The organism is Bradyrhizobium roseum, from assembly GCF_030413175.1.
Taxonomy (GTDB): Bacteria; Pseudomonadota; Alphaproteobacteria; order Rhizobiales; family Xanthobacteraceae; genus Bradyrhizobium; species Bradyrhizobium roseum.
In genome coordinates this window covers 1,840,953-1,866,745 of sequence record NZ_CP129212.1, presented here as the reverse complement: position 1 = coordinate 1,866,745, position 25,793 = coordinate 1,840,953, and the positions used below count along the sequence as shown (strand labels likewise).

Here is a 25,793-nt window from a genome sequence, read left to right as displayed (position 1 = left end):
GGTCTCGGCCACCCGGACACCGGCCCGGTCACACACTGGTCGCTTGCGCAACCCGCAAAATTTGAGCATGGACGTTCCATGGGGCGGCAATGACGCCGCCCGCCGCGCGAAGCTGTCCTGCAAGCAGCCCATGGGGGAGAAATCCAGACATGCTCAAATTCTATTTCAACGGTTCGCCCAACCCGACCAAGGTCGCCCTCTTCCTCGAGGAAGCCGGCATCGCCTATGAGCCGGTCGCCGTCGACACCCGCAAGGGCGACCAGTTCAAGCCGGAATATCTCGCCGTCAATCCGAACGCCAAGGTGCCGGCGATCGACGATGACGGCGTCAAGGTTTTCGACAGCAACGCCATCCTGCTCTACCTCGCCGAAAAGACCGGCAAGTTCCTGCCGGCCAACACGCCGCAAAATCGCGCGCAGATGCTGTCCTGGCTGATGTTCGTGGCAACGGGCATCGGCCCGTATTCCGGACAGGCGGTGCACTTCAAGCACTTTGCGCCAAAGGACCAGAATCACGACTATGCGCATAACCGCTACCAGTTCGAGGCGCATCGCCATTACGCGGTGCTCAACGACCACCTCGCCGGCCGCAAATACATGGTGGGCGACACCTACACCATCGTCGACATGGCCTTGTGGGGTTGGGCACGGATGGCCGCGTTCGTGATGGGCGAGGAAGCGGTCGCGAAATATCCCAACGTCAAGCGACTGGTCGACGAGGTTTCGGCCCGTCCGGCGGCGGCCAAGGCGATCGCGCTGAAGGACAATTTCAAATTCAAGGCCGAGATGGACGACGAAGCCCGCAGCAACATGTTCAAGCATCTCGGCATCAAGGCGGCCTGAATCTGCTTCACCCGCCCTTGAGGGGCGGGTGAAGTTTGCGTTTTATCGTGGCCCGCATGAGCGGAGCGACATGCGGGACCACCGACCCCGCATGTCGCTTCGCTCATGTGGGCTTCTGTCTGAGAACGTCTCAAACCGCCGCCGTCATCTTCCGCTCTTCGGGAAACTTCCCCAGCACGCGCTCGACCAGCGCGGAATCGCAATATTCCTTGATCTGCTTGATCCTGCCGTCCTCGATCCGCCAGACCATGCAATACTGGTTGTCATAGCGCTCGCCTGACTTCGTGACATTGTCGCCGCGCGCCTCGACGACGACGTAGTCGCCTTCCGCGATGAAGTTGAACGCCACGGTGCGCGGCCGCGCGGCGAAGAACGAGCGGAAATGACCCATCAGGCCGTTGTTGATGGCGTCACGGCCCTTGAATTCGTGCGACCAGGAATATTGCCCGGTGACGACCCAGGTGGCGTCCTCGGCGAGGTTGTCGAGGAACGTTGTCCCGCTGCGGTTGGCGGAATCCGTATAGACCTGCTGAACCAGTTTCTTGTTCGCGGCTGCGCTCATGGCGGCTTCTCCTGTGATGATGCCGGGACCATCGCGCGCCGCCTGTCATTCTTCCAATCGATAGTGAATATGATATATATTCACTGCATGAATTTGAATTCGCTCGATCTCAACCTCTTGGTCGCGCTCGACGCCCTGCTGCGCGAAGCCAACGTCAGCCGCGCCGCGGTGCGGATCGGGCTGTCCCAGCCGGCGACGAGCCACGCCCTGCAGCGGCTGCGCGACCTAGTCGGCGATCCCCTGCTGGTGCGGACCGGGGCGCGGATGGAGCTGACACCGCGGGCGCAGGCCTTGCGCGCGCCGCTGGCGCAAACGCTCGACCAGGTGCGATCGCTGTTCATCCCCGACGATTTCGACGCCGCCAGCAGCGAACGCCAGTTTCGGCTGATGATGCCGGATCTCGCGGTCGAATTGCTGATGCCGCGGCTGATGGAAAAGATCACAAGACTGGCGCCGAACGTCCGGATCGACGTGGTGCCGTGGCGGGGGCCCGCGATCTTCACGGCGGAATTCGCCCGCACCATCGACATGGTGATCTCGATCGGCAACGCCTTTACCGGCTTTCACCGGCAGCGGCTTTACACCGACCGCGATGCGCTGGCGGTCCGGCAGGGTCACCCGGCCGGCGCAGGGTTGAGACGGATCGAGGCCTTTCTCGAGGCGCGCCATGTCGCGGTGGTGATCCGCGGACAGAGCGAGGATTTGATCGACATGTGGCTGCGGCCTGCGGGCATCGAGCGGCGGATCGCGCTGGTCGTTCCCGGCTATATCGAGGCGCTGCACGTGACCGCGCGCACCGACCTCGTCGCCTTCGTGCCGCGCCGCCTGATCGCGGCGCTGTCGAAACAATTGTCGCTGACGACGATCGCGCCGCCGCTCGATCCCGGGGTCGACGAGCAGTATCTGTTCTACCCGACCCGCGCCCAGATGGACCCGGGCTCGATCTGGCTGCGCAACATCATGCTCGGCATCGGCCGCGAGATGGAGCGGGGGAAATCAAAATCGTAGAGCGTGAGAAGGAGATGTAGCCCGCATGAGCGCAGCGATATGCGGGATGCCGCGGACGCCGGTCCCGCATATCGCTGCGCTCATGCGGGCTACGGTTCTCAATCTCTGCGATGTCAACGCTTCACTTCAGCCAGCACCTTTTGCACAGCGGGCCGCTCCAACATCCGCTGGTGGTGCGCCGCCACCTTGGGCAGCGTCTTGAGATCGACGCCGTCGCCATCGAGCCAGAGCTCGATGGCGTAGAGATAGGGATCGCAGATCGTGTATTGCTCGCCCATCACCCACGGCCCCTTCAGCATCTCGCGCTCGATCAGCGCAAAGCAAGCGGCCATCGTTTCGGGCACCTTGCGCTTCATGTCGGCGAACGAGGACTCCTCGACCGCCCAGCGATAGCCGCGCATCTTGTGCGCATGATTGATGTGTACCGTGGAGCAGAGATAGCTGTTGAAGGACTGCGCCTGCGCCGCCGCAAACGGTTCTTCCGGCATCAGCCTGGCCTGAGGAAAACCCTGCGCGATGTAGCCGAGGATCGCCGGCGTCTCGGTCAGGGTGCCGCGATCGGTCACCAGCGCCGGCACCCGCCCCTTCGGATTGATCGCCAGATATTCCGGGGTGGTCTGCTGGCTGTTCTTGAAATCGAGCCGCTCCGCCGTGTAAGCGGCGCCGGCCTCTTCCAGGGCAATCAGCGAAGCCAGCGCAATCGTGCCGGGGGCGTAATAAAGCTTGAACATGGCGATCCTTTCGGTGGGAACCGGAGGTTAGCCGCCCGTCTGTCCGACGTCCATCTCCGCAGCGTTGCAGCGTACCAGGCCGGCACAACTGCCGACGCAATTCCCGCCGCCTTCGCAGTTGCCCCCTTGCCGCCTCTCGTGCCATGACGCGCGGGAAGTAACAGGGGCGTAACATGACGGTTCTCATCGCGGGTGGCGGTATCGGCGGGCTGACGCTGGCCCTCAGCCTGCACCAGATCGGCGTACCGGTCCGGGTGTTCGAAAGCGTGCCCGAGCTGCGGCCGCTCGGCGTCGGCATCAACGTGCTGCCGCATGCGGTGCGCGAACTGATCGAGCTCGGCCTGCATGACGCACTCGATGCGCACGGCGTCCGCACCAAGGAACTCGCCTATTTCTCCAAGCACGGCAAGCCGATCTGGAGCGAGCCACGCGGCATCGAGGCTGGCTACAAATGGCCGCAATTCTCGATCCATCGCGGGACGCTGCAGCAGATCCTGCTCGACGCCGCGATCGAACGGCTGGGACGCGAGAACATTCTCACCAGCCACCATCTCACCGGCTGGAGCGAGACGGAGAACGGCGTGCGCGCCGAATTCATCGACAAGGCGACCGGAAAATCGCAAGACGCCCACGACGGTGCGCTGTTGATCGCGGCCGACGGCATTCATTCGGCGGTGCGCGAAAAGCTCTATCCGAAAGAAGGCCCACCGATCTGGAACGGGCGGATTCTCTGGCGCGGCGTCACCGACAGCGACGCCTTCCTGTCCGGCCGCACCATGATCATGGCCGGCCACGAGATCTTGAAATTCGTCTGCTACCCGATTTCCAAACAGGCCGACAGCGCCGGCAAGTTCAGGATCAACTGGGTGGCCGAGCGGCACATGCCGCCGACCTATCAATGGCGGCGCGAGGATTATAACCGCTCCGCAAAGCTCGAAGAGTTCCTGCCCTGGTTCAAGGACTGGAAATTCGACTGGCTCGACGTGCCCGGCCTGATCGAGAATTGTTCGCACGCCTACGAATACCCGCTGGTCGACCGCGATCCGATCCCGCAATGGACGTTCGGCCGCGTCACGCTGATGGGCGACGCCGCGCACCCGATGTACCCGATCGGCTCCAACGGCGCCTCGCAGGCCATTCTGGATGCGCGCGTCATCACCCGCGAAATTTTGGCAAAGGGGGCGACCAACGCCGCCCTGCTCGCCTATGAAGCCGAGCGGCGGCCTGCCACCACGGACCTCGTGATGCTCAACCGCCGCAACGGGCCCGAGCAGGTCATGCAGATGGTCGAGGAACGCGCGCCCGACGGCTACGACGTCGTCACCGACGTGCTGTCGCTCAAGGAGCTGGAAGACATCGCCACCAACTACAAGCGCGTCGCCGGCTTCCAGGTCGAAGGGCTCAACGCCAAGCCGCCGATCGTGCAGTTCGCGCGGTAAGCGCCGCGGGCGGCGGGCCGGCAGGGGCCATAGCTCATTCCCCGAGCCCGTGCGCGATCGCCTTGCGCATCACATTCGGCAGCGCCTCGTCGGCCAGCGTCGCCACCGGCACCCAGCGCATGCCCTCCGGCGCCCGCGTGCGCGCAGGCACGCTTGCCGTATAGACCACGAGTTCGAGCGGAAAATGCGTGAACACGTGGGTGACGACGCCCGCCTTGCGGTGCCAGCGCGTTACGTTCTTCAGCACGGGCGCCTGGCTTAGCGCCGCCTTGTCTTCCTGTCGCGAAACCCAGTCCGAACCCGGCACTTCAGTCATGCCGCCAAGCAGGCCCTTTTCGGGGCGCGTGCGAACCAGCAGTTCGTCGCCGCGCGTGACGATGAAGGCCGCGCCGCGGCGCAGCGCGCCGGTCTTTTTCGGCGCCTTGCGCGGAAACGTCTCCTGATCGCCGCGTGCCCGCGCCGCGCAGTCCTCGTTCAGCGGACACAGCGCGCAGGCCGGCTTCTTCGGCGTGCAGATCGAGGAGCCGAGGTCCATCAAGGCCTGCGCACTGTCGCCGGCGCGAGACTCGCCCAGCAGCGTCGCGGCGAGTTCCTGGATCCGCGGCTTGGCCTGCGGCAGCGGCTCCTCGACTGCGTAGAGCCGCGACGTCACGCGCTCGATATTGCCGTCGACCGGCATGGTCCTGAGATCGAACGCGATCGCGCCGATGGCGGCCGCCGTGTAGGGGCCGATCCCCGGCAGTTGGCGCAGGCCTTCCTCGGTATCGGGAAACACCCCGCCATGGTCGCGCAGCACGGCGACCGCGCAGGCATGCAGATTGCGCGCCCGCGAATAATAGCCGAGCCCGGCCCACATCCGCAGCACGTCATCCTGCGAGGCGCGGCCGAGCGCTGTGACATCCGGCCAGCGCGCCAGAAATTTCAGGAAATACGGCCCGACCGTTTTGACGCCGGTCTGCTGCAGCATGATCTCGGAGAGCCAGACCCGGTAAGGATCGGCCCGCTCGCCCGCCGGCGGCCGCCACGGCAGGCTTCGGCGATGGCGGTCGTACCAGTCGAGCAGCAGCGCGGGGCGCGGGGCGCCGTCGGCGGCGGCCGGCTTCTGTGTCGCGACGATGGAGTGCATGCGCCATTTTAGGATTGGAAGACCGCAATTGCCAAGCCTGGAAGATGGAGCGCCGTCTATCGCACGAGGCCATTTCCTGCGACGTATCCATCGGGTTCCGCCGACCGGCGATCGGCGCCCCTCAAACGCTGAAGGGCCGCCAGAACCGCAAGGTTCAGCACACCGGCCGCGCCTGCCACCACAAACGACGGCGTGTAGCTCAGCGACAGGTCGAAGAGCACGCCACCGGCATAACCGCCGGCCGCCATTCCCGCCCACGCGACCATCATGACCACCCCGATCGCCCCGCCAAACCGGCTGGCCGGGACGGCGTCGCGCACGCACAGCGACAGGCACGTCATGTTGCCGGCAAAACCCAGTCCGAACAGAGCCGAAAGCGCCATCAGGGACCATCCTTCCTGGAGCGCCGGAAAGGCCACCACGCAGATAGTCTGCACAAACGATGCGGCAGCATAGGCCTTCAGAGCGCCGATCCGGTCGGCAATCGAACCGAAAAAGACGCGGCCGACCGCGCCCGACATCATCGCGACGACCATGCTGGTAGCGCCGGCGCTCACCGAGCCGCAGACCGCGCTGACAAAGCCCGCCAGGTGCACCACCGGCACGCCCATGCACATGCAGCAAAAGAAGGCGGCGGCCGCCAGCATCGCCACCGTGGTGGTTTCGGCCCGCGACGTGGCGGGCGCATCGGCGACGATGCCTGCGGGCGGCCGAAACCCCTGCGGCCATCGCAGCCACGGCAAGGTGAGCGCGAGCGCGACCAGCATCGCGCAGCCGACTTCGACAAACGCCCATCGCCAGCCGAACGCCTTGATGGCGAGGCTGGCGAAGAACGGCAACAGGCCCTGCCCGGCGGCACCGCCCGCGGTGACGATGCCCATCACCAGCCCGCGCCGCTCCGGAAACCACTCCCCGCTCGTCGACACCAGAGGTGCGTACAGCACGGAAAAGCCCAGCCCCCCGTAGACCAGGTGAGCGAGGTAAAACAGCGGCAGCGAACGCAGCGCGGACATCGCCAGCAACGATCCGACCATGCCGGCGGCACCCATCGCGAGCAGCAGCCGCACGTCCACGCGATCGGACAGCCGTCCCCACCACAAGCCCCCGATCGCCATTCCCGCCGTGGAGAAGGCATAGGCCAGGCTGGTGTCCGACCGTGACCAACCGAGTTCGGCCTCCATCGGCCCCATGAACACCGTGATCAATCCCAGCCCGCCGAATCCCATGGCGACGACAAGGGTCGCGGCAACGACGACCAGCGTGCCACGATGACCGGCCACCCATGCGCCGATCCCGCGCACCGCTTTATGCTGTGCACCGATGATTTGCGTCATCGCCTTGGCCTTTCACGCCGCAGCACGATCAAGGCTCTGGTGCAGATGCGCCGCGAGGTCCGCGGCGTCCCCCGCGGCGCCGTCGATGAAGGATGATTTGCGCCGGCGCATGAACGGCAGGCCCATCACGTACAGACCTGGGGCGGCCACAACGCCGCCGTCGTGCCTGATACGTCCGTGGCGGTCGAGCACCGGCACGTCGAGCCAGGAATAATCCGGCCGATAACCGGTCGCCCAGATCACCGTGGCGATGCCTTCCGCGATCAGGTCCAGGCTCAGCTTCGTCCCGGCGCCCACCACGGTCGGTGCGGGGCGATGGGGGGCCGCGAACCGTTGTTCGAGTCCGCTTGCGGTCACCCACGCATCGATGGCGGCCAGCAATCGGTTCATCTTCAGGTCGGCCAGAGCACAGACATTGGCCAGCGAGCCGGAGAATTGCGCCTTGCCATCACGAAGCCCGGCGAGCCGGCCCACGAGTTCGACGCCGGCCTGACGCAGGCTGTTGAGGTCGACCGTCGCGCGCTCGGGCGTTCCGACGAGTTGCGGCGACGGCAGCCGCCGCGCCCTCTCGATGTTCTCCGCGGCGTCGTATCGGAGATCCATCGCACCGATGGCATCCATCCACCATTGGATGTCCCGGCCACGATAGGTTCGCGGCATCCGGACATGCTCGCCCACGGAAAGCACGACGCGACGACCGGCGGCCTGGATCTCACGGGCGAGCTGGACGCCGCTCGCGGAGGCGCCCACGATCATGACCCCGCCATCCGGCAACAGGTCGGGACGCCGGTACTGCATGGGCGTCAGGCTGGCCACTTTGGTGGGCAGGCCGGCGCTCAGCGACGGGACCGAAGCGAGATTGCACGCCCCGCTCGCGATCACCAGTTGGCGGCAGCGCCATCCACCCTGGCTGGTCGAGAGTTCGTAGCCCTCCGCATCCTGCCTCACCCGTGTAACGCGCACACCCGGTATGACGGGTGCGCGCGAAACTTCGGCATAGCGCTGCAGGAAGTGCACGACCTCCGGCATGGTCATGAAGCCGTCCCGGTCCGCGCCGGCATAGCCATGGCCCGGCAGCCGGCTTTGCCAGTTCGGCGTCAGCAGGCGTAGCGAGTCCCACCGCTCCGTTCGCCATGAATGGGCGATCTCGCCGCGTTCGAGGACCACATGGTCGATCGAACGGGCTGTCAGATGCCAGCTCATGGCGAGGCCGGAATGGCCGGCACCGATGATGATCGCGGTCGCTGATCTCACGACACTCGCTCCCGCTCGCGATCAGTTGACCGTGACGAAGACGGCAGTCGGATTGGTGATGATGTCGAAGACCGCGGAGCGCTTCTGCGATTGCGCCACCAACGCCTTGATGTCGTCTTCGTCGGCATCGGCACGGATGTCGAAGTGGACGCGGATGGCGCCAAAACCGTTGCGCACGTCATCGTCGATGCCGAGAATGCCTTGAATGTCCATGTCGGCCTCGAGCGTCGCCTTGACCGAATGAAGCTGGATGCCGCGGCGCTGGGCGATCGCGGCAACGCCGGCGGTCAGGCAGCTCGCCAGGCCGGACAGAACCAGTTCGACCGGCGTCGGCGCATGGTCCTCGGACGCAAAAACCTTGGGATGGTCCGCCTCGACGGTGAACGTCGTGTCGCGCGACTGTTCGGCGCCGAGCCCGAAGAATTTTCCGATCGTGGAGCGGCTGTGCGTGCCGTTCAACCATTCGCAACTGGCGCGCCATTTGAACTGCGCGGCCTCCGGCGCCTTCTCCAGCGCTTCGCGCGCGCCGAGCAGGGCCTCTACGTTGACGCCGTTCTTGACCTGCGTGGCCGTCGAGTTGTTTGCGGTCATGGATCCGTCTCCTGTGTTGTCAGCGGCGGGCTGCCGTCATTCGATGTTTCGCACGCAGGCAAACTGTCAGCGGGCGGAGCGAAGGCTCGTGAGTGGGTTCACAGCCATGTCGCCGACATTGGACAAATCGAGGTGAGATGCTTGAAGAAGTCCTTCAGACGGACGTGGAGAATTTCTCCAGAGGAGCTTGAGATGCAGCGATGGCATCAGTCGGCTTCTGTGATCAACTGCGACGTGCTACAAACACGCCATGGCCAAATTCAACCCGCATCCCGGCGAGATCCTGCTCGAGGAGTTCCTCAAGCCGATGGGGCTGAGCCAGAACGGGCTGGCGCGGGCCGTTCATGTGCCCCCGCGCCGCATCAACGAAATCGTCCTGGGCAAGCGGGACATCACGGCCGATACCGACCTCCGGCTGGCGCGCTATTTCGGTCTTTCCGAGGGCTTCTTCCTGGGCCTGCAAATGGACTACGACTTGATGCAGCGGCGGCGCGAGATCGACCGGGACCTGAAGACGATACGGCCGCGCGCGGCGTGACCCGGGCCGCAGCTAAGGGTATAAGACATACCATGGCAAAACCCGGCCGCATCTCGGCAAAACCGCTGTCCGTCCTGCTCAACGACGTGTTCTCCGAGGCCTACGCCAAGCAGGGCTTTGCAGCGCGCGAGTTGGTGACGCGCTGGGCCGACATCGCGGGGGCCGAGATCGCGCGCCATTCCGAGCCGCTGAAGATGCAATGGCCGCGGCCGGTGCAAGGACAGCCGCAGGAGCCGGCGACGCTGATCCTGCGGGTAGAGGGGCCGGCGGCGCTGGAGATCCAGCACTCCTCCGACGTCATTTTGCAGCGGGTCAACCGCTTCTTCGGCTGGAGCGCGGTCGGGCGGCTGGCGCTGCGGCAGGCGCCGTTGTCGCGCCGCAAGGCGCCCGTGCGCGGCCGCGCGCCGGACCCCAAGGCCGTGGCAAAAGTTGCCGAAACGCTGTCGGCGGTCGAGGACGAGGAACTGCGCGCCGCGCTGGCCCGGCTCGGCGCCGCGATCAAGCGAAATTGAGCCTTTTGCGCCGCACGCCCGCCGCAAGCGGCCATTGCCTCATCCGGCGTTTCAAGCTAGCGAAGGCGTGTTTCGACACTTCTCTTTCGGGCGTGAACGCGCCATTCGGGAGCAGACCTTGATGATCACCCGCCGCGCACTCACCGCCGCTCTCTCGCTGACCGGGCTCGGTCTGCTCGCCGGCTTGTCGCCGCTGCGGCTGATCGCGGACGCCTTGGCGCAGTCCGCCACCGACGTGGCGAAGCCGGTGTCGCTGCCCGACATGGCGATCGGGCCGGCGAACGCGACCGTCACCGTCACCGAATTCGCCTCGATGACCTGCCCGCACTGCGCGGCGTTCACCGAAAAGGTGTTTCCGAAGATCAAGACGGAATTCATCGACACCGGCAAGATCCGTTTCGTGTTCCGCGAATTCCCGCTCGACATCAAGGCCGCGGCGGGCTCGATGCTGGCGCGCTGCATCGCCAAGGACGACGCCCCGAAATATTTCGCGGTCATCGACCTCTTGTTCAAGCAGCAGGAAGCCTGGGTGACGAAGAACACCACCGAGACGCTGACCCGGATCGGCAAGCAGGCCGGCCTCACCCAGACCCAGGTCGAGGACTGCCTGAAGGACCAGGCCCTGCTCGACAAGATCGCCGCCGATCAGAAATACGCCGCCGAGGTGCTGAAGGTGCAGTCGACCCCGACCTTCTTCGTCAACGGCGAGATGCTCAAGGGCGAGCAGAGCTTTGAAGAGTTCGCCAAGCGCATCAATTCGATGCTGAAGAGCTGATTCGGCGCCTCGCGGATTCATTCGAGCCGATAAGTCCAGCAAAAGACGCCGCACAAGCGCCTCAAATCCCTTGGGAAAAGCCGGTTCGGCCCGTTGCCCTCCGGCCCCGGCCTCGCCATTGTCGCCGCTCGTTTAGAGCCGCAAAGGGGCTGTCCATCCGTACCGGCACTGCCTTCCATGGTATTGTCGCGGCTGGAAGATTCGCGCCCGGCCAACAGAGATCTGTGTTCCATGAAGCTCACGCGCCTCCGCCTCCACGGTTTCAAGTCGTTCGTTGAAGCCACTGATTTCATGATCGAACCCGGCCTTACCGGCGTCGTCGGGCCGAACGGTTGCGGCAAGTCGAACCTGGTCGAGGCGCTGCGCTGGGCGATGGGCGAAACATCGCACAAATCGCTGCGCGCCGCCGACATGGACGCGGTGATCTTCGCCGGTTCCGGCAACCGTCCGGCGCGCAACCACGCCGAAGTGACCATGACGATCGACAATTCCGATCGCTCGGCGCCGGCCGCCGTCAATGACGCCCAGGTGCTGGAAATCTCCCGCCGGATCGAGCGCGAGGCCGGCTCGGTCTACCGCATCAACGGCCGCGACGTGCGCGCCCGCGACGTGCAGATCCTGTTTGCGGATGCCGCCACCGGCGCGCGATCCCCGGCGCTGGTCCACCAGGGCAAGATCGGCGAGATCATCCAGGCGAAGCCTGAACAGCGCCGCCGCGTGCTGGAAGACGCCGCCGGCGTCGCCGGTCTGCATGCCCGCCGCCACGAAGCCGAACTGCGGCTGCGGGCGGCGGAAACCAACCTCACCCGCGTCGAGGACGTGATCGGGCAATTGTCCGGCCAGATGGAAGGGTTGAAGAAGCAGGCGCGCCAGGCCATTCGCTTCCGCGAAGTCGCCGCCAAGGTGCGCAAGGCCGAAGCCACGCTGTTCCATCTGCGCTGGCTGGGCGCCAATGCCGACGTCGCCGAGGCCGGGCATACCCACGACATCAACGTCCGCGAAATGGCCGAGCGCACCCGCGAGCAGGCCGAGGCGGCGCGCATCCAGGCGATCCGCGCCTCCGAGCTGCCGGCGCTGCGCGAGGGCGAGGCCCGCGCCGCGGCCGGTCTGCAGCGGCTGACCAACGCCCGCGAACAGCTCGACCGCGAGGAAGCGCGCGCCAAAGAGCGCGTCGCCGAGCTCGACCGGCGGCTGCAGCAGTTCGCCGGCGACATCGCGCGCGAGCAGCAGCAGGCCTCCGATGCCGAAGTGGCGCTGCAGCGGCTCGACACCGAGGACGCCGAATTAAAGGAAGAGATCAAGTCGCGCGTCGAAAAGCGCTCCGGCATGGATGAACGCGTGTCGGAAGCGGAAGCGACGCTGGCTGCGGCCGAGCGCCTGTTCGGCGAACTGACCGCGGCGCTGGCCGAACTCACCGCGAAGCGCACCCAGCTCGCAGGCGGCGTCCGCACCCACCGCGACCGCCTCGCCCGGCTCGACCAGGAAATTGCCAAGGTGCAGGCCGACGAGCAGAAGCTGAGCGAGGAAACCGGCCATCTCGGCGACCTCGACACGCTCGCCGCCACCATGGAGACCGCGCAGGAAACGCTGGCCGCCTCCGAGGCCGCCGCCCAGGCCGCCGAGACCGGCCATGTCGCCGCGCGGCAAAAGCTGGAAGCCTCCCGATCTCCGCTCACCGAAGCCGACAAGCGGGTGCAGCGGCTGGAGACCGAAGCGCGCACCATCTCAAAACTCGTCAACTCCGAAACCAAGAACCTGTGGCCGCCGATCATCGACGGCGTCACGGTCGCCAAGGGCTATGAGAAGGCGATCGGCGCCGTGCTCGGCGACGACCTCGACGCACCGATCGATCCGTCCGCGCCGATGCGCTGGACCAATGCCGGCGCCAGTTTTGAGGATCCGACACTGCCGGCCGGCGTCGATCCGCTCGCCGCCCATGTCGAGGCGCCGCCCGAACTGGCGCGCCGCCTGGCCCAGATCGGCGTGGTGGCGAAGGAGCGCGGCGCCGAACTGGTGTCGCAATTGAAGACCGGGCAGCGGCTGGTGTCGCTGGAAGGCGACGTCTGGCGCTGGGACGGTTTTGTCGCCTCCGCGCATGCGCCGACCGGCGCCGCACGGCGGCTTGCCGAACGCGCGCGCCTCGTCGACATCGAACAGGAGCTGGAGCAGGCCCGCGTGGAGGCGACGGCCAAGCGCCGGGCGCTGGAAGACGCCGAGGCCGAACTGAAGATGGCTTCCGCAGCTGAATCCGCCGCCCGCGAAGCCTGGCGCGCGGCGCAGCGCGAGGCCGATGCCGCCCGCGAGCGCCATGCCACGACCGAGCGCGAGATCAGCCGCCACGCCGCGCGTAAATCCGCGCTGACCGAAGCCCGTAGCCGCCTCGCCGCCGATCGCAGCGAAGCCGAAGCCGCGCATGAGAGCGCCGAAGCCGCGCTGACCGAACTCGCGCCGACCGACGAGACCGAGGCAAAACTCTCGACCGTCCGCACCGAGATCGACGGCCACCGCCGCTTCGCAGCCCAGGTGCGGGCCGAAGCCCAGGCGCTGGCGCGCGAGGCGGAACTGGCCGACCGGCGCGTGCAGGCGATCACGTCCGAACGCACCGAATGGCAGAACCGAAGGGAGAGCGCGGCGTCCCAGGTCGCGACCGTCGAGGCGCGCATCACCGAAGTGACGGCCGAGCGGGCCGACCTGGAAGATGCGCCGGCGCTGTTCGCCGAAAAGCGCCGGTCGCTGATCAACGAGATCGAATCGGCCGAAAGCGCCCGCCGCGTTGCCGCCGACGCACTGGCCGCCGCCGAGAGCATGATGGCGGAGACCGACCGCGAGGCCAAGGCCTCGCTCGAAGCGCTCTCCTCCGCCCGCGAGGCCTGCGCCCGCGCCGAGGAGCGCATGGAAGGCACCAGGCGCCGGCTGGCCGACATCGAGCGCGAAATCCACGACATGCTCGAAGTCGAGCCGCAAGCGGTCGGAGCCCTCGCCGAGATCGAACCGGGCGCCGAACTGCCGCCGCTCAACGAGATCGAGGAAAACCTGGAAAAGCTGCGCCGCGACCGCGAGCGTCTCGGCGCCGTCAATTTGCGCGCCGAGGAAGAACTGCGCGAGGTCGAAACCCAGCACACCGCGCTGACCACCGAGCGCGACGACCTGGTCGAAGCCATCAAGCGGCTGCGCCAGGGCATCCAGAGCCTCAACAAGGAGGCCCGCGAGCGACTGCTGACCTCGTTCGAGACCGTCAACGACCACTTCAAGCGGCTGTTCGTCGAACTGTTCGGCGGCGGTGAAGCGGCGTTGCACCTGATCGAGAGCGACGATCCGCTGGAAGCCGGCCTCGAAATCATCGCCAAGCCGCCGGGCAAGAAGCCGCAGACGCTGTCGCTGCTGTCAGGCGGCGAGCAGGCGCTGACGGCGCTGGCGCTGATCTTTGCGGTGTTCCTCACCAACCCGTCGCCGATCTGCGTGCTGGACGAGGTCGACGCGCCGCTCGACGACCACAACGTGGAACGGTTCTGCAACCTGCTGCACGAGATGACCTCGTCGACCGAAACCCGCTTCATCATCATCACCCACAACCCGATCACGATGGCGCGGATGAACCGGCTGTTCGGCGTCACCATGGCCGAGCGCGGCGTCTCGCAACTGGTCTCGGTCGGCCTCGACGACGCGGTGAAGATTCTGGATCAGAACGTGGCGTGATTTTTCTTCCTTCTCCCCTTGTGGGAGAAGGTGGCGCGAAGCGCCGGATGAGGGGTTCTTTCGGCTAGGGTGCTCGCGGAGAGAACCCCTCACCCGTCTCAATCGCGCTTTGCGCGATTGATCCACCCTCTCCCACAAGGGGAGAGGGTTCGAGGCACACCATGACCTCACCCGACCTCCCCGCCGAACTGAAAGCCGCGCTCGACGGCAAGCTGCGCGGTTTTTCGCGCACTGACGCCGCCGGCCGCTCCGCGTCGATCTCGAAGACCTATCGCGACGGCGGTGGCTCCGGCGGCATCCGGTCGGAAACCGATGCGCTGGCCTACGCGCTGGCGCGGATGCCCGCGACCTACGCCGCGGTCACGGCGAGCCTGAACGCGACGATCGAGATCAGGCCGCAGTTTGCGCCGAAAAGTTTGCTCGACGTCGGCGCCGGACCGGGCACGGCCACTTGGGCGGCGGCCGAAGCTTTTCCTACGCTACAGGATTTTGCGCTGCTCGATGCCAACGACGCCTTGCGGACGCTGGCCCTCGGCCTCGTCGCCGACAGCTTTCGGCTGCGCCACGTCGGCTACGAACGCGGAGAAGCCCGCGCGGCACTGGCGAAAGCGGATGCGGCGGACCTCGTGGTGGCGAGCTACATGATCGGCGAGATCGGCGACGGCGAGCGACGCGCGCTCACCGAACTGATGTGGCAGAAGACCCGCGACACGCTGCTCGTGGTCGAGCCCGGCACGCCGGCGGGCTATGGGCGCATCATCGCGCTCCGTGAGCAGTTGATCGCGAAGGGCGCCCATGTCGCCGCGCCCTGCCCGCATGACGGCAAATGCCCGCTGCAGCCGCCCGACTGGTGCCATTTTTCGCAACGTCTGCAGCGCTCGCGCGCGCACAAGCAGGTCAAGGGCGCAGAGTTGCCGTTCGAGGACGAAAGGTTCTGCTATGTGGCACTGACGCGCGCAGCGGTCGGCGCACACCCGTCGCGGGTGCTGGCGCAGCCGGCTGTGAGCAAGGTTGAAATAGCGGCAAAACTCTGCATGCCGGAGGGCGTCGCGATCACGAAGGTGCCGCGCCGCGCCAAAGCGGATTATGCCGCCGCCCGGCGCTGGCGGTGGGGCGATGCGGTGCAGGAAGCGCCGCTGCGCGTGCGGGACAAGAACGGATGAACTTATCCCGCCCTACTTCCGACTAACGCCAGGCTCCACATCGCGGGCGGGCTCCGCCTGCCTGCTTTTTGTCTGGTTTCCCTGCCTTTCCGTCCCCCTTCAGGAGTTGTCCGTCATGTCGACCGGCTGGATCGTTCTCGGCGTCATCGTCATCATCGTGCTGTTCGCGTTCGGCGCGTATAACCGTCTGGTCGCGCTCAGCCAGCGCGTCAGCCAGGCGTTTGCCGACATCGACGTGCAACTCAAGCAGCGCCACGATCTGATCCCGAATTTGGTCGAGACCGTGAAGGGTTACGCCAGCCATGAGCGCGGCACGCTCGACGACGTCATCAAGGCACGTAATTCCGCGATGTCGGCGCAGGGGCCGGCGCAGGTCGGCGCCGCCGAGAACCAGCTCTCCGGCGCGCTCGGGCGGCTGATCGCGCTGTCGGAGGCCTATCCGGACCTCAAGGCCAACGCCAACTTCCAGCAACTCGCCGGCGAACTCTCCGATCTCGAAAACAAGATCGCGGCCAGCCGGCGCTTCTTCAACAACGCCGTCCAGGAATACAACACCGGCATCCAGCAGCTGCCCGCCGCGCTGTTCGCCGGCATGTTCGGCTTCACCCATAAGGAATTCTTCGACCTCGGCGCCAGCCGCGCCGAAGTCGAAACCGTGCCGAGCGTGAAGTTCTGACGCGTCGAAGATTCGGCAGAGCCGCCCGTCATGGCCGCATACGGTCTCTACACGCACATCGCATCGAACAAGACGCGTTCGATGCTGCTGCTCGGCGGGCTGTTTCTGCTGATCTATGTTCTGGTGTTCGCCGGCGCGCTGGTCGCCGAGGTGTTTTTGCACGGCGGCAGATCTGTCAATTTCTACCTGACGAGCGCCAAGCGCGACCTGATCGCGGCGTTTCCTTGGGCCACCATCGCCGCCGCGGTGTGGATCGTGATCGCCTATTTCTTCCACCAGAACATGATCGACGCGGTGACCGGCGGCGAGAGCGTGACGCGGCAGCAGGAGCCGCGGCTCTATAACCTGCTGGAAAACCTCTGCATCTCGCGCGGCATCCCGATGCCGAAACTCAAAGTAATGGACAGCCCGGCGCTGAACGCATTCGCGAGCGGCCTCAACCGCCAGCAATATTCCATCACGGTGACGACGGGCCTTTTGCGGGCACTCGACGATCCCGAGATCGAGGCCGTGCTCGGTCACGAGCTGACGCACATCCGCAACGGCGACGTGCAGCTGATGGTGGTCGCGGTGATCATCGCCGGCGTGGTCGGTTTTTTCGGCGAATTGTTCTTCCGCATGTTCACCAATATGTCGTGGAATTCGTCCGGTGGCGGCGGATCGTCCTCGCGCTCGTCATCCTCGTCCTCCGACCGGGACAGCAAGGGCGGCGGCGGGGCGATCATCGCGATCATCATCGCGGTGGCGCTGATCCTGCTGGCCTGGCTGCTGTCGCAGGTCGTCAAGCTGGCGCTGTCGCGGTCGCGCGAATTGCTGGCCGATGCCGGCTCGGTCGAACTGACCAAGAATCCCGACGCCATGATCACGGCGCTGCGCAAGATCGAGAACCGCGGCGAGCTTCCCGGTGCGACGTCCGCGGTCATGGAACTCTGCATCGACAATCCGCGCGAGGGATTTGCCGACCTGTTCGCGACCCATCCGTCGGTCGACGCCCGCGTCAAGGCGCTGGTGCAGTTTGCCGGCGGCCATGACCCCGGACCGCTGGCCCTCCCGGCCGATACCGCTGATGGTTCCGCGGAGCTCGCGGAAGCGCCCACTGAACAACCGCCGGCCCGCGGACCATGGAGTGACCCCGGCGAACCCGCTGGCATCCCAGGCACCGGTGCCGATCCGGCGCAAGCCACGGCCCAAGGCCTTTCCAAAGGCCCTTCCAAAGGCCCTTGGGGCAGGCATGCCTGACCGCCGCCAATAACCTTGCGGATTAACGAATTCCGTATGAATCATGGCGGCGACGGTCTAAGGAATTGAATTATCCCCTGTTTCTGCCATGTTCGCGCCCAAAGCAGGCAATGAGTCCTGCCGGCCGTTTTGATGGCCGGAAGACGCGGTTCAAAGGAATTCCATGGCAAAGCCAGTCGTGATTGTGGTGGGCGCGGACAAGGGCGGGGTTGGCAAGACCACCGTGTCGCGAACGCTGCTGGATTACTTCAGCGCCAACAACGTGCCGACACGGGCGTTCGACACCGAATCGCCGCGCGGCACGCTGAAGCGCTTTCACCCGGACATCACCGAGATCGTCGACATGACGACGACCGCGGACCAGATGAAGATCTTCGATACGCTGAACGCGGCCAGCCCCTCGGTCACCGTGATCGACGTCCGCGCCGGACTGCTGTCGCCGGCGCTGGCCTCATTGCGCGACATCGGCTTTCTCGATGCGGCCAAGGCGGGGCAGATCACTTTCGCCGTATTCCATATACTGGGCCCCTCGATCGCCTCGCTGGACGAAATCGCCGAGACCGCGGGCTTCATGCAGGGCGCCAAGTACTTCCTGGTGAAGAACTTCATCAACGACACCCAGTTCTTCCAGTGGGACCAGGCGACCTACAACTCCTATTTTCACCGTATCAAGGATGCCACCGACCTCGTCATCCCAAAACTCAACGAAATGGCCTATGAGCAGGTCGAGGTCTCCTCGGTGCCGTTCCTGAAATTCGTCGCCAACAAGGGCAAGGACGACGAGGCCGCGAACTATTCGTTCGTGCTGCGCGGCTATGTCCGGCACTGGCTCGCCAACGTCTGGAGCGAGTTCGACCGCATCAAGCTGACCGACCTGGTCGGCGCCAAGCCCGGCGTTCGCGGCGGCGAAAAATAGTCCCAGCCCCGCAACAATGGGGGCTGGAAGTGCAGAAAATTTCCTCTGATATAGCGGGCGATGAGTGCCACGCCCGTCTATATAGTCTGCTCGCCCCGGCCCATGGTCGGCAAGACGCTGCTCGCGCGCCTGCTGAGCGAATTCCTGCTGCTGAAGGACGGCTCGGTTTCCGCGTTTGACATCAATTTGAAGGAACCGTCGCTGCTCGAATACCTGCCGCGGGTGACCGAGACCGCCGACATCATGGACACGTTTGGCAAGATGGCGCTGATGGACCGGCTGATCGTCCATGACGGCGTCGCCAAGGTGGTCGACCTCGGCTTTCACGCCTTCGACGAGTTCTTCAAGATGACCAGCCAGATCGGGTTCCTGAAAGAGGCGTCACGGCGCCACGTCGCCCCGATCGTCCTGTTCGTGGCCGATATCGACCGCGTCTCGGCGCGCGCCTATCCGATGCTGCGGGAGCAGCTCCCGCTGAAATCGCTGATCACGATCGATAATGAATATATCGTGCGGGGCGAACTGCCCGAGGATATGGCCCTGGGGCGGGTGCTGCGAATAACGGCGCTGCCTTCGTTCCTGAAGACCTATGTCGACCGGCTGCCGTTCTCCTTCACCGACTATTTGCGCAATGAGCGGGATTCATCGACCGAACTGCACCAGTGGATCCGCAAGAACTACACCGCCTTTCGCGAGCTGGAGTTCAGCTTGCTGGCCGATCGGCCATAAGCGATCGCAGACAATATTACCCGGATAATATTGACGCCGTGCGTGTGGTTTGGTATCGCCGCTGCCTGATCGCAACCCGGCGAGGCCTCCCGTGACATCCGACCGAAAAGCGGCGATTGCCGCCTACAAGGAACAGAAAACCTTCGCAGGGGTTTTCGTCGTCCGCTGCAAAGCCTCTTCCCAGGCCTGGGTCGGCCAGACCCCCAATCTCGAGAAGATCCAGAACCGGATCTGGTTCACGCTGCGCCAGGGCAGCCACACCTGCCGCACCCTGCAGGCGGCATGGACTGCGCACGGGCCGGATGGCCTTAAGTTCGGGGAATGCGAGCGGCTGGAAGAGGAAACGACGGCCTATATCCGCGATGCGCTGTTGAAGGAGCGCGCGGTGTATTGGCGGGCAAAATTGAATGCTGAGGCGGTGTAGTGATCCATTCATCAACCGCGCGCTTGCTTCAGCCGCCCCTTGAGGGGGGAGGACAAGAGCGCAGCCGCTCAATGCCCCTCGAACGCCATCAACGTGCGCACCGGCACTTCCATCGCGCGCAGTTTGTCGGCGCCGCCGAGGTCCGGCAGGTCGATGATGAAGCAGGCCGCGACGACGTTGGCGCCGATCTGGCGCAGCAACTTGACCGCGCCTTCCGCAGTGCCGCCGGTGGCGATGAGATCGTCGACCAGGATGACGCGCTCGCCGGGCTGGATCGCATCGACATGCATTTCCATTTCATCGAGGCCGTATTCCAGCGAATAGGCGATGCGGACCGTGGTGTGCGGCAGCTTGCCCTTCTTGCGGATCGGCACGAAGCCGGCGGAGACCTGATGCGCCACCGCGCCGCCGAGGATGAAACCGCGCGCCTCGATGCCGGCGACCTTGTCGATCTTCAACCCGGCCCAGGGCTGCACCAGTTCGTCGACCGCGCGGCGGAAGGCGCGCGCGTCTGCGAGCAAGGTCGTGATGTCGCGGAACAGGATGCCCTTTTTCGGATAGTCCGGAATGGTGCGGACGGTGGCCTTCAGATCGAATGTCATCGGTATCTCGCAATCCTCAATTGGCGCGCACGTTCAGCCGGAACGCATTCTCGACGATGCGCAATCCCACCTCGCCGCCGAGCGACATCAGCGATTCCGGGTGAAACTGTACGCCGCCGACCGGCAGGGTCTTGTGTTCGATCGCCATCGCCACGCCGTCCTCGGTGGTCGCGGTGACCTCGAGGACATCAGGCACGCTGTCGCGCTCGACGAAGAGGGAATGGTAGCGGCCGATCACGATCTCGTTCGGCAAATTCTGCATCAGCCGCCCGCCGCGCACCTGAACCCGCGACGGCCGCCCGTGCGCCGGATGCGTGAGCTGGCCAAGCTGGCCGCCGAAATATTCGCCGATCGCCTGCACGCCGAGGCAGACGCCGAAGATCGGCAGCTTTCGTTCGAGCGCGGTAGCGATAGTTTTTGAAATCGCAAAATCCTCCGGCCGGCCCGGACCCGGCGACAGCACCAGCAGGTCCCAGTTCTTCTTCAGCATCTCCTGCGCATGCACATGCCGTACCACGGTGACGGTGGCGCCGACCTGGCGGAAATAGTCCGCCAGCATGTGCACAAAACTGTCGTCGTGGTCGATCAAGAGCACCTTGCGGCCGGAGCCGGTGGCATCGGGCGCAAATGCCGACAGCGGCTTCGGCGCATCGCCGCGCAGCGCCTGGAACAGCGCCGCCGCCTTGACCTGGCACTCGCGGTCTTCCGCCGCGGGATCCGAGTCGAACAGACAGGTGGCGCCGACGCGTACTTCGGCCAGGCCATCCTTCATGCGGATGGTGCGGATGGTGAGCCCGGTATTGATGCTGCCGTCGAAATTCACCGCCCCGATCGCGCCGGCATACCAGCGCCGCGACGAGCGTTCATTGTCCTCGACGAACTGCATCGCCCACAGTTTCGGCGCACCGGTCACGGTGACCGCCCAGGCATGGGTCAGGAAGGCGTCGAGCGCATCGAAGCCTGGACGCAGCATGCCTTCGACATGATCGACGGTATGGAACAGCTTTGAATAGGTCTCGATCTGCCGCCGCGCCAGCACCTTGATCGTGCCGGGCACGCAGACGCGTGCCTTGTCGTTGCGGTCGACGTCGGTGCACATGTTGAGTTCGAACTCGTCCTTTTCCGAGTTCAGCAATTGCCGGATCTGCTCGGCATCGCCGATCGCATCGACACCGCGGGCGATCGTGCCGGAGATCGGGCAGGTCTCGACCCGCCTGCCGTCGGAGCGCACGAACATTTCCGGTGAGGCCGAGACCAGAAACTCGCCGTCGCCGAGATTCATCAGCGCGCCATACGGCGACGGGTTGATGCGACACAGCCGCTGGAACACTTCCGCCGGCGAACGCTCGCAGGGTTCGGCGAACAATTGCCCGGGCACCGCCTCGAACAAATCGCCGCGCGCGAACGCCGCGCGCGCCACCTCGACGGTGGCCTGATATTCGCCGGGGCCATGATCGGCAAATCCCTGCCGCGGCGTCCTGGCGTAGACGCTCTCGGCGGTGTCGCGCGGCAAGCATTTGGTGGAGTTTCCCTTCCAGGAAAAATCGTAGCTCAGCACCACGCCGCGGCCGGTGGCGCGGTCATAGGCCAGCAGGCGATCGGGCACGTACAGCACGATGTCGCGCTGGTCGCTCTCGCGGGCGCGCTTCTGCACGAGGTCCTCGATCTGAAACACGAGGTCGTAGGCAAAGGCGCCGAACAGGCCGAGCAGCGGATCGTCATTGGCGGACAACGCGGCGACGAGATCGCGCACCAGCGACATCACGCTGGCGCGGCGGGTGCGCTGGTCTTCCTCGACCGGAGCTTCGCCGCGAATGATATGGCCTGCCAGCCGCGTCGGGCTTTTCTCCGACATGACGACGCAGGGCTCGCGCAGCACGTCGCCGAGGAAAGCGATCAGCACCTCGCCGCGCGCATTCAGCGCCGAGATCGAAAAATTCGCGCCGGCGGTTTCCAGCACCAGCGGCGGATCGGCAAAGCCGAGGTCAAAGCTCTCGTAGCGGCCCGGCACGGTGGTGCCGGACGACAGCACCACGCCGCGGCGGCGGTCCAGCAGTTCGATCAAATCGTCAAGGCGCTTGGCGTCGCCGGTGAACTGCTCGACGGCGCGCGAGATGGCGAGGCCGCCGCCGGTGCGGTATTCGCTGTGCTCGGGCAGGGAGAAGGCGGTCCTGTTCATGTGATCCTCTTACGAAACTTCGCCAGGGAGCGCCACACAGGACAAACGAAGGAAACCGTCGCACTGCGATGGCGACCTTCGACGATTGAAAAATGAAATCGCACCGGCCACCTCGTTTAAGAGGTGCGCCACCACAGTCGGGAGGGGCTGCAAACGGTGTTCATGGCAGCCTAGACACCATCCGGAGCCGGTGATGTCAAGGGAGCGGAACGACCGGAATCCCCCGTCCGGGCTGTTTCCCGGGGTGTCGGAAAGTTGAAAACTTGCGTAGGATTTGGGCAAGCAGCGGCGCTCCCCATGCGCGAAGATTGCAGATCGAAGGAGGCAGGCGATGGCAGTACTGGGTCTGGGATATGCCGGTTTCGGCGCCGACAACCTCGAGGATTGGCGGCAGTTCGGGACCGGGCTGGTCGGGCTGCAGGCGGTCGAGCGCGGCAATTCGCTGCTGGCGTTCCGGATGGACGACCGCAAGCAGCGCATCGTGATCGACCGCGCTTTGGGTAACGGTACGCGCTTTTTCGGCTGGGAAGTCGCCGACGCTGCGGCGCTGGATGCGCTGGCGGCGCGGCTGGAACAGGCCGGCGTCGCGGTTACCGCGGAGCCGCAGACGCTGGCCGATGCAAGGCGCGTCCGCGGCCTGATCTCGTTTCACGACCCGGCCGGCAACCGGCTGGAGGCGTTTTACGGCGCCGAGATCGATGACACGCCGTTCACGCCGGGACGATCGATCTCTGGTTTCCGCACCGGCCCGCTCGGGCTCGGACACGCCGTGCTGACGGTCGAGAACATCGAGCCGATGATGGCGTTCTATGTCGACGTGCTCGGCTTTGGGCTGTCCGACTACATCACAAAACCGTTCCGCGCCTATTTCTTCCACGTCAATGCGCGGCATCACAGCCTCGCGCTGATCGAGACCGGCAAGAACGGCATGCACCACCTGATGGTGGAGCTGTTCTCGCTCGACGATGTCGGACAGTGCTACGACATCGCGCAGATGGAGGAAGGCCGCGTCGGCGTCACGCTCGGCCGCCACACCAACGATTTCATGACCTCGTTCTACGCCAAGACGCCGTCGTCCTTCATGATCGAGTGCGGCTGGGGCGGCCGCGAGATCGATCCCGCGACCTGGCAGCCGGTCGAAATGCATGACGGCCCAAGCCTGTGGGGCCACGAACGCGTCTGGCTGCCGCCGGAAGATCGCGTCGTCGCCCGCGAAATGCGGATGCGCGCCGCGGCGTCAGGCCTGCGCGCGCCGGTGCAGGTGATGGAGGGGAATTACAAGCTGATGTCGGGGACGTGCGCGTGGTGGGATGGGGTGCGTGGAGGGTGAGCGGCCTGCTCTGACACAGCACTTATGCTGACCCGAACACGTTATCCATACTATTTGCGATGAAGCCAGCCGCTCCCAAACGCCGCATCGCAACACTTCCTCATTCTTTCCGCTTGTAGGTTTACATCAAATTATATTAACTACCCTTGATTGCATTCAGGAGATGCCTCCATGGGTCCTGATCTAATTCAATTTTCGTTTCCACCGATGACAGAAGACGAATTAAGACGTGAAAGATTGCGAGCATTTTGGTCTTCAGCTGCTGTCGCTCTACTACCCTATTTTTGGGCAGTGTTTTGGCATCTGTCTGATAATTTCGAATTGGACGCTTTCTATTTTGGAATTCCGGACCTTGCACTTGCCGGTCTCGTAATCGCAATTGCAGCATTTTCCAATACAATACTTTCCTTCACCAGGCTTGATGGTTGGAACGGTGTCGGCAGATGGACATTCCTTACCTCCTTTGCTGTCATCGCTTTGGCCATGATATGCGTCCAGCAATACTTTAAGGCGGCGTATGCCCCTCAGAATGCGCACAAACCACGATTGCTTTTCTATATTGCTCTCGCTTCCATGATTGGCACCTGCATCTTTTCGTATCTCCAACAACACTGTTTTGTTTCTGATGAGTGTCGAGCCGCACGGGCGAAGCGGGCAAAACTGCCACAGCCCAGAACGCGTAAAACGTTGCCATGAGCGGAAATCAGATGGATTATTTCGAGTTCGTCATCGCGACGTTAGCTGTCTTCGCAGGCCTAATCGGATGCATTATCGTATATCGAAATGAAAATCGTCGGAAGCTGCGGCTTCAGTTTCGCGAAGTTCTGAAGTCTCGTGTTCCCTCGTCAGATGGCTTGGAAAGAGAATTGGCCAGAAAGATTGGACACGCGCTCGAAACACAAAATCCTCGCGGGCTAGAGGGAGTAACGCTGGTTCCATATCTCGAAGATTACATCGTAGACCTTGATTTCAAACAGAAGCTCTATGGCTTCCTGCTTTCGTATGTGACAGAGCGCAAATTGATACTAACTTCCGATGCAGCTCAAAAAATCGTTAGGGTAATGGATATATGGAAGGAACAGCGAGTCGACCTTGAAACTGATGTACATCAGTTTCTTGATGACCTCTCTAAGAACGGCGGTGACATTAGATCAGCTCGAACTTTCATGGAATTGCGCCCTCAATACCTCCAAGATGCAACGGTGCACTTTGTTGAAGACGTAAGAGAGGTAGTAAAGGCGGTAGTTGAGATCGAGTAGATGATGCTGCGCTAACGTGTCAGATCGACGGAGAAAGTGATTTTCAATTTCAGGGCAGGTCTGTATGGCTCGCTGAGACAGCCTACTCGTTCTTCATGCTTCGGCTATTTGCCTCCGGTATGCCGTTGCGATTTTGATTGCTTGCGAGTTCAGTTTGTCCAACTCGCGCTCAAGTTCGTCCCGCTTTGCTGCCCAGCCATCTGCGGAACCGTCCGACGTAACATAGATCGGCAAACCAACCACAAACACCACTTTGCTGAAAAAACACGGAAGCGATGTTAAATCCCATGTCTTTGGCAGAATGCGACGCCGGCTTGTTGCGACAGCCATAGGCACAATTGGTCGGCCGGATTGAAATGCGAGCTTGATTATCCCGGGCCCAGCTTTGCGCCTGATCGTAGGTACGTCCGCGGTCAATGCTACTGATCTACCGTGACTTAGTGAACCAAGCAAGGCCCTAGCCGCGCCAGTGCCGCCGCGACGATCCCAGCGTCTGTTTCCAGAGCCACGTATAATGCCAAATCCGAATCGAGATAGAGCTCGAACCATAAGCTCCCCGTCCTTGTGACGAGAAACTAATATATCGATATCATCTCCATCCCTTCGAAAAAAAGGTAGCATGTAGTTTTGGCCATGCCACGTTGCGAAGATGCACGGCCAAACATAGTTCGCCGCGTCCTGTATGCCATCTGGAACGATTTTGAGATCGAGTCGTGTCCGCCAAACGCTCCTCAAATAGAGCGTTATCAGCTCCCCCAAAAATAGATCCCGAATCTTGCGACGTAACATTTGAGTCTCGCATATCAACCACTACGCGCATCCTTTCGTATTCTCGCAATCTCAGCAAGTCGCAGGCGTTAGTGTCAGA

At 64.1% G+C, this 25,793-nt stretch carries 25 protein-coding genes; 16 read left to right on the top strand and 9 right to left on the bottom strand.

Going from position 1 to position 25,793, the window contains the following annotated elements; translation table 11 throughout:
- Positions 1 to 149: 149 nt before the first annotated feature.
- Entirely contained in the window at positions 150 to 842 is a 693-nt protein-coding gene (locus QUH67_RS08795; protein ID WP_300946287.1) for a glutathione S-transferase family protein, read from the top strand.
- Between the two features lie 130 nt (positions 843 to 972).
- On the opposite strand, the gene QUH67_RS08790 is transcribed toward QUH67_RS08795, so the two are convergent.
- A complete protein-coding gene (locus QUH67_RS08790; protein ID WP_300946286.1) occupies positions 973 to 1,404 on the bottom strand; it encodes a nuclear transport factor 2 family protein in 432 nt (143 codons plus the stop codon).
- 87 nt (positions 1,405 to 1,491) lie between these two features.
- On the opposite strand from QUH67_RS08790, the gene QUH67_RS08785 reads away from it, so the two are divergent.
- Positions 1,492 to 2,412, top strand: a complete 921-nt coding sequence (locus tag QUH67_RS08785) for a LysR family transcriptional regulator (RefSeq protein WP_300946285.1) — start codon at positions 1,492 to 1,494, stop codon at positions 2,410 to 2,412.
- 113 nt (positions 2,413 to 2,525) lie between these two features.
- Here QUH67_RS08785 and QUH67_RS08780 read toward each other — a convergent pair whose 3' ends face one another.
- Complete coding sequence (locus QUH67_RS08780; RefSeq protein WP_300946284.1) at positions 2,526 to 3,143, bottom strand: glutathione S-transferase family protein; 618 nt, start codon at positions 3,141 to 3,143, stop codon at positions 2,526 to 2,528.
- Between the two features lie 173 nt (positions 3,144 to 3,316).
- On the opposite strand from QUH67_RS08780, the gene QUH67_RS08775 reads away from it, so the two are divergent.
- Positions 3,317 to 4,582 carry a flavin-dependent oxidoreductase gene (locus tag QUH67_RS08775; RefSeq protein ID WP_300946283.1) on the top strand — a complete coding sequence of 422 codons (1,266 nt, stop codon included), beginning with the start codon at positions 3,317 to 3,319 and terminating at the stop codon, positions 4,580 to 4,582.
- Positions 4,583 to 4,616: 34 nt separating this feature from the next.
- On the opposite strand, the gene mutY is transcribed toward QUH67_RS08775, so the two are convergent.
- Genes mutY through QUH67_RS08755 form a run of 4 tightly spaced genes read right to left on the bottom strand, consistent with a single transcriptional unit; the run spans position 4,617 to position 8,887 of the window.
- Positions 4,617 to 5,708: an A/G-specific adenine glycosylase gene (gene mutY, locus QUH67_RS08770; RefSeq protein WP_300946282.1), complete on the bottom strand. Its 1,092-nt coding sequence runs from the start codon at positions 5,706 to 5,708 to the stop codon at positions 4,617 to 4,619.
- A gap of 56 nt (positions 5,709 to 5,764) precedes the next feature.
- Positions 5,765 to 7,042 (bottom strand): MFS transporter, encoded by a 1,278-nt coding sequence (locus QUH67_RS08765; RefSeq protein ID WP_300946281.1) that lies wholly within the window; start codon positions 7,040 to 7,042, stop codon positions 5,765 to 5,767.
- Between the two features lie 12 nt (positions 7,043 to 7,054).
- A complete protein-coding gene (locus tag QUH67_RS08760; RefSeq protein ID WP_300946280.1) occupies positions 7,055 to 8,296 on the bottom strand; it encodes an NAD(P)-binding domain-containing protein in 1,242 nt (413 codons plus the stop codon).
- A 21-nt stretch (positions 8,297 to 8,317) separates the two neighbouring features.
- The gene (locus QUH67_RS08755) at positions 8,318 to 8,887 is read right to left on the bottom strand and encodes an OsmC family protein (RefSeq protein WP_300946279.1); all 570 of its coding nucleotides are present in this window, start codon (positions 8,885 to 8,887) and stop codon (positions 8,318 to 8,320) included.
- A 250-nt stretch (positions 8,888 to 9,137) separates the two neighbouring features.
- On the opposite strand from QUH67_RS08755, the gene QUH67_RS08750 reads away from it, so the two are divergent.
- The 10 genes from QUH67_RS08750 (at position 9,138) to QUH67_RS08705 (ending at position 19,555) form a co-directional block, all read left to right on the top strand.
- Positions 9,138 to 9,425 (top strand): HigA family addiction module antitoxin, encoded by a 288-nt coding sequence (locus tag QUH67_RS08750; RefSeq protein WP_300946278.1) that lies wholly within the window; start codon positions 9,138 to 9,140, stop codon positions 9,423 to 9,425.
- Positions 9,426 to 9,457: 32 nt separating this feature from the next.
- Positions 9,458 to 9,937: a DUF721 domain-containing protein gene (locus QUH67_RS08745; RefSeq protein ID WP_300946277.1), complete on the top strand. Its 480-nt coding sequence runs from the start codon at positions 9,458 to 9,460 to the stop codon at positions 9,935 to 9,937.
- A 118-nt stretch (positions 9,938 to 10,055) separates the two neighbouring features.
- On the top strand, positions 10,056 to 10,712 hold the full coding sequence (locus tag QUH67_RS08740; protein WP_300946276.1) for a DsbA family protein: 657 nt from the start codon (positions 10,056 to 10,058) through the stop codon (positions 10,710 to 10,712).
- Between the two features lie 231 nt (positions 10,713 to 10,943).
- Positions 10,944 to 14,408, top strand: coding sequence for a chromosome segregation protein SMC (gene smc / locus QUH67_RS08735; protein WP_300946275.1), 3,465 nt, complete (start codon positions 10,944 to 10,946; stop codon positions 14,406 to 14,408).
- Between the two features lie 161 nt (positions 14,409 to 14,569).
- Positions 14,570 to 15,571, top strand: a complete 1,002-nt coding sequence (locus QUH67_RS08730; protein WP_300946274.1) for a small ribosomal subunit Rsm22 family protein — start codon at positions 14,570 to 14,572, stop codon at positions 15,569 to 15,571.
- 115 nt (positions 15,572 to 15,686) lie between these two features.
- Positions 15,687 to 16,247 (top strand): LemA family protein, encoded by a 561-nt coding sequence (locus tag QUH67_RS08725; protein WP_300946273.1) that lies wholly within the window; start codon positions 15,687 to 15,689, stop codon positions 16,245 to 16,247.
- A 30-nt stretch (positions 16,248 to 16,277) separates the two neighbouring features.
- Entirely contained in the window at positions 16,278 to 17,486 is a 1,209-nt protein-coding gene (locus tag QUH67_RS08720) for a M48 family metallopeptidase (protein WP_300946272.1), read from the top strand.
- A 163-nt stretch (positions 17,487 to 17,649) separates the two neighbouring features.
- Complete coding sequence (locus tag QUH67_RS08715; protein WP_300946271.1) at positions 17,650 to 18,402, top strand: P-loop NTPase family protein; 753 nt, start codon at positions 17,650 to 17,652, stop codon at positions 18,400 to 18,402.
- Positions 18,403 to 18,462: 60 nt separating this feature from the next.
- A complete protein-coding gene (locus tag QUH67_RS08710) occupies positions 18,463 to 19,131 on the top strand; it encodes a P-loop NTPase family protein (protein ID WP_300946270.1) in 669 nt (222 codons plus the stop codon).
- Between the two features lie 91 nt (positions 19,132 to 19,222).
- Positions 19,223 to 19,555, top strand: a complete 333-nt coding sequence (locus tag QUH67_RS08705) for a GIY-YIG nuclease family protein (protein WP_300946269.1) — start codon at positions 19,223 to 19,225, stop codon at positions 19,553 to 19,555.
- A 68-nt stretch (positions 19,556 to 19,623) separates the two neighbouring features.
- Here the strand turns inward: QUH67_RS08705 and QUH67_RS08700 are convergent, their stop codons facing one another.
- Both QUH67_RS08700 and QUH67_RS08695 read right to left on the bottom strand, forming a co-directional pair.
- Positions 19,624 to 20,157, bottom strand: a complete 534-nt coding sequence (locus tag QUH67_RS08700) for an adenine phosphoribosyltransferase (RefSeq protein WP_300946268.1) — start codon at positions 20,155 to 20,157, stop codon at positions 19,624 to 19,626.
- A 16-nt stretch (positions 20,158 to 20,173) separates the two neighbouring features.
- Positions 20,174 to 22,336, bottom strand: a complete 2,163-nt coding sequence (locus tag QUH67_RS08695; protein WP_300946267.1) for an anthranilate synthase component I — start codon at positions 22,334 to 22,336, stop codon at positions 20,174 to 20,176.
- 331 nt (positions 22,337 to 22,667) lie between these two features.
- Here QUH67_RS08695 and QUH67_RS08690 point away from each other — a divergent pair, with 331 nt between their 5' ends.
- The 3 genes from QUH67_RS08690 (at position 22,668) to QUH67_RS08680 (ending at position 24,925) form a co-directional block, all read left to right on the top strand.
- Positions 22,668 to 23,666 (top strand): VOC family protein, encoded by a 999-nt coding sequence (locus QUH67_RS08690; RefSeq protein ID WP_300946266.1) that lies wholly within the window; start codon positions 22,668 to 22,670, stop codon positions 23,664 to 23,666.
- Positions 23,667 to 23,837: 171 nt separating this feature from the next.
- Entirely contained in the window at positions 23,838 to 24,362 is a 525-nt protein-coding gene (locus QUH67_RS08685) for a hypothetical protein (RefSeq protein ID WP_300946265.1), read from the top strand.
- Between the two features lie 11 nt (positions 24,363 to 24,373).
- A complete protein-coding gene (locus QUH67_RS08680) occupies positions 24,374 to 24,925 on the top strand; it encodes a hypothetical protein (RefSeq protein ID WP_300946264.1) in 552 nt (183 codons plus the stop codon).
- 93 nt (positions 24,926 to 25,018) lie between these two features.
- Here the strand turns inward: QUH67_RS08680 and QUH67_RS34925 are convergent, their stop codons facing one another.
- The gene (locus QUH67_RS34925; protein WP_407080448.1) at positions 25,019 to 25,546 is read right to left on the bottom strand and encodes a lysophospholipid acyltransferase family protein; all 528 of its coding nucleotides are present in this window, start codon (positions 25,544 to 25,546) and stop codon (positions 25,019 to 25,021) included.
- Between the last annotated feature and the right edge of the window lie 247 nt (positions 25,547 to 25,793).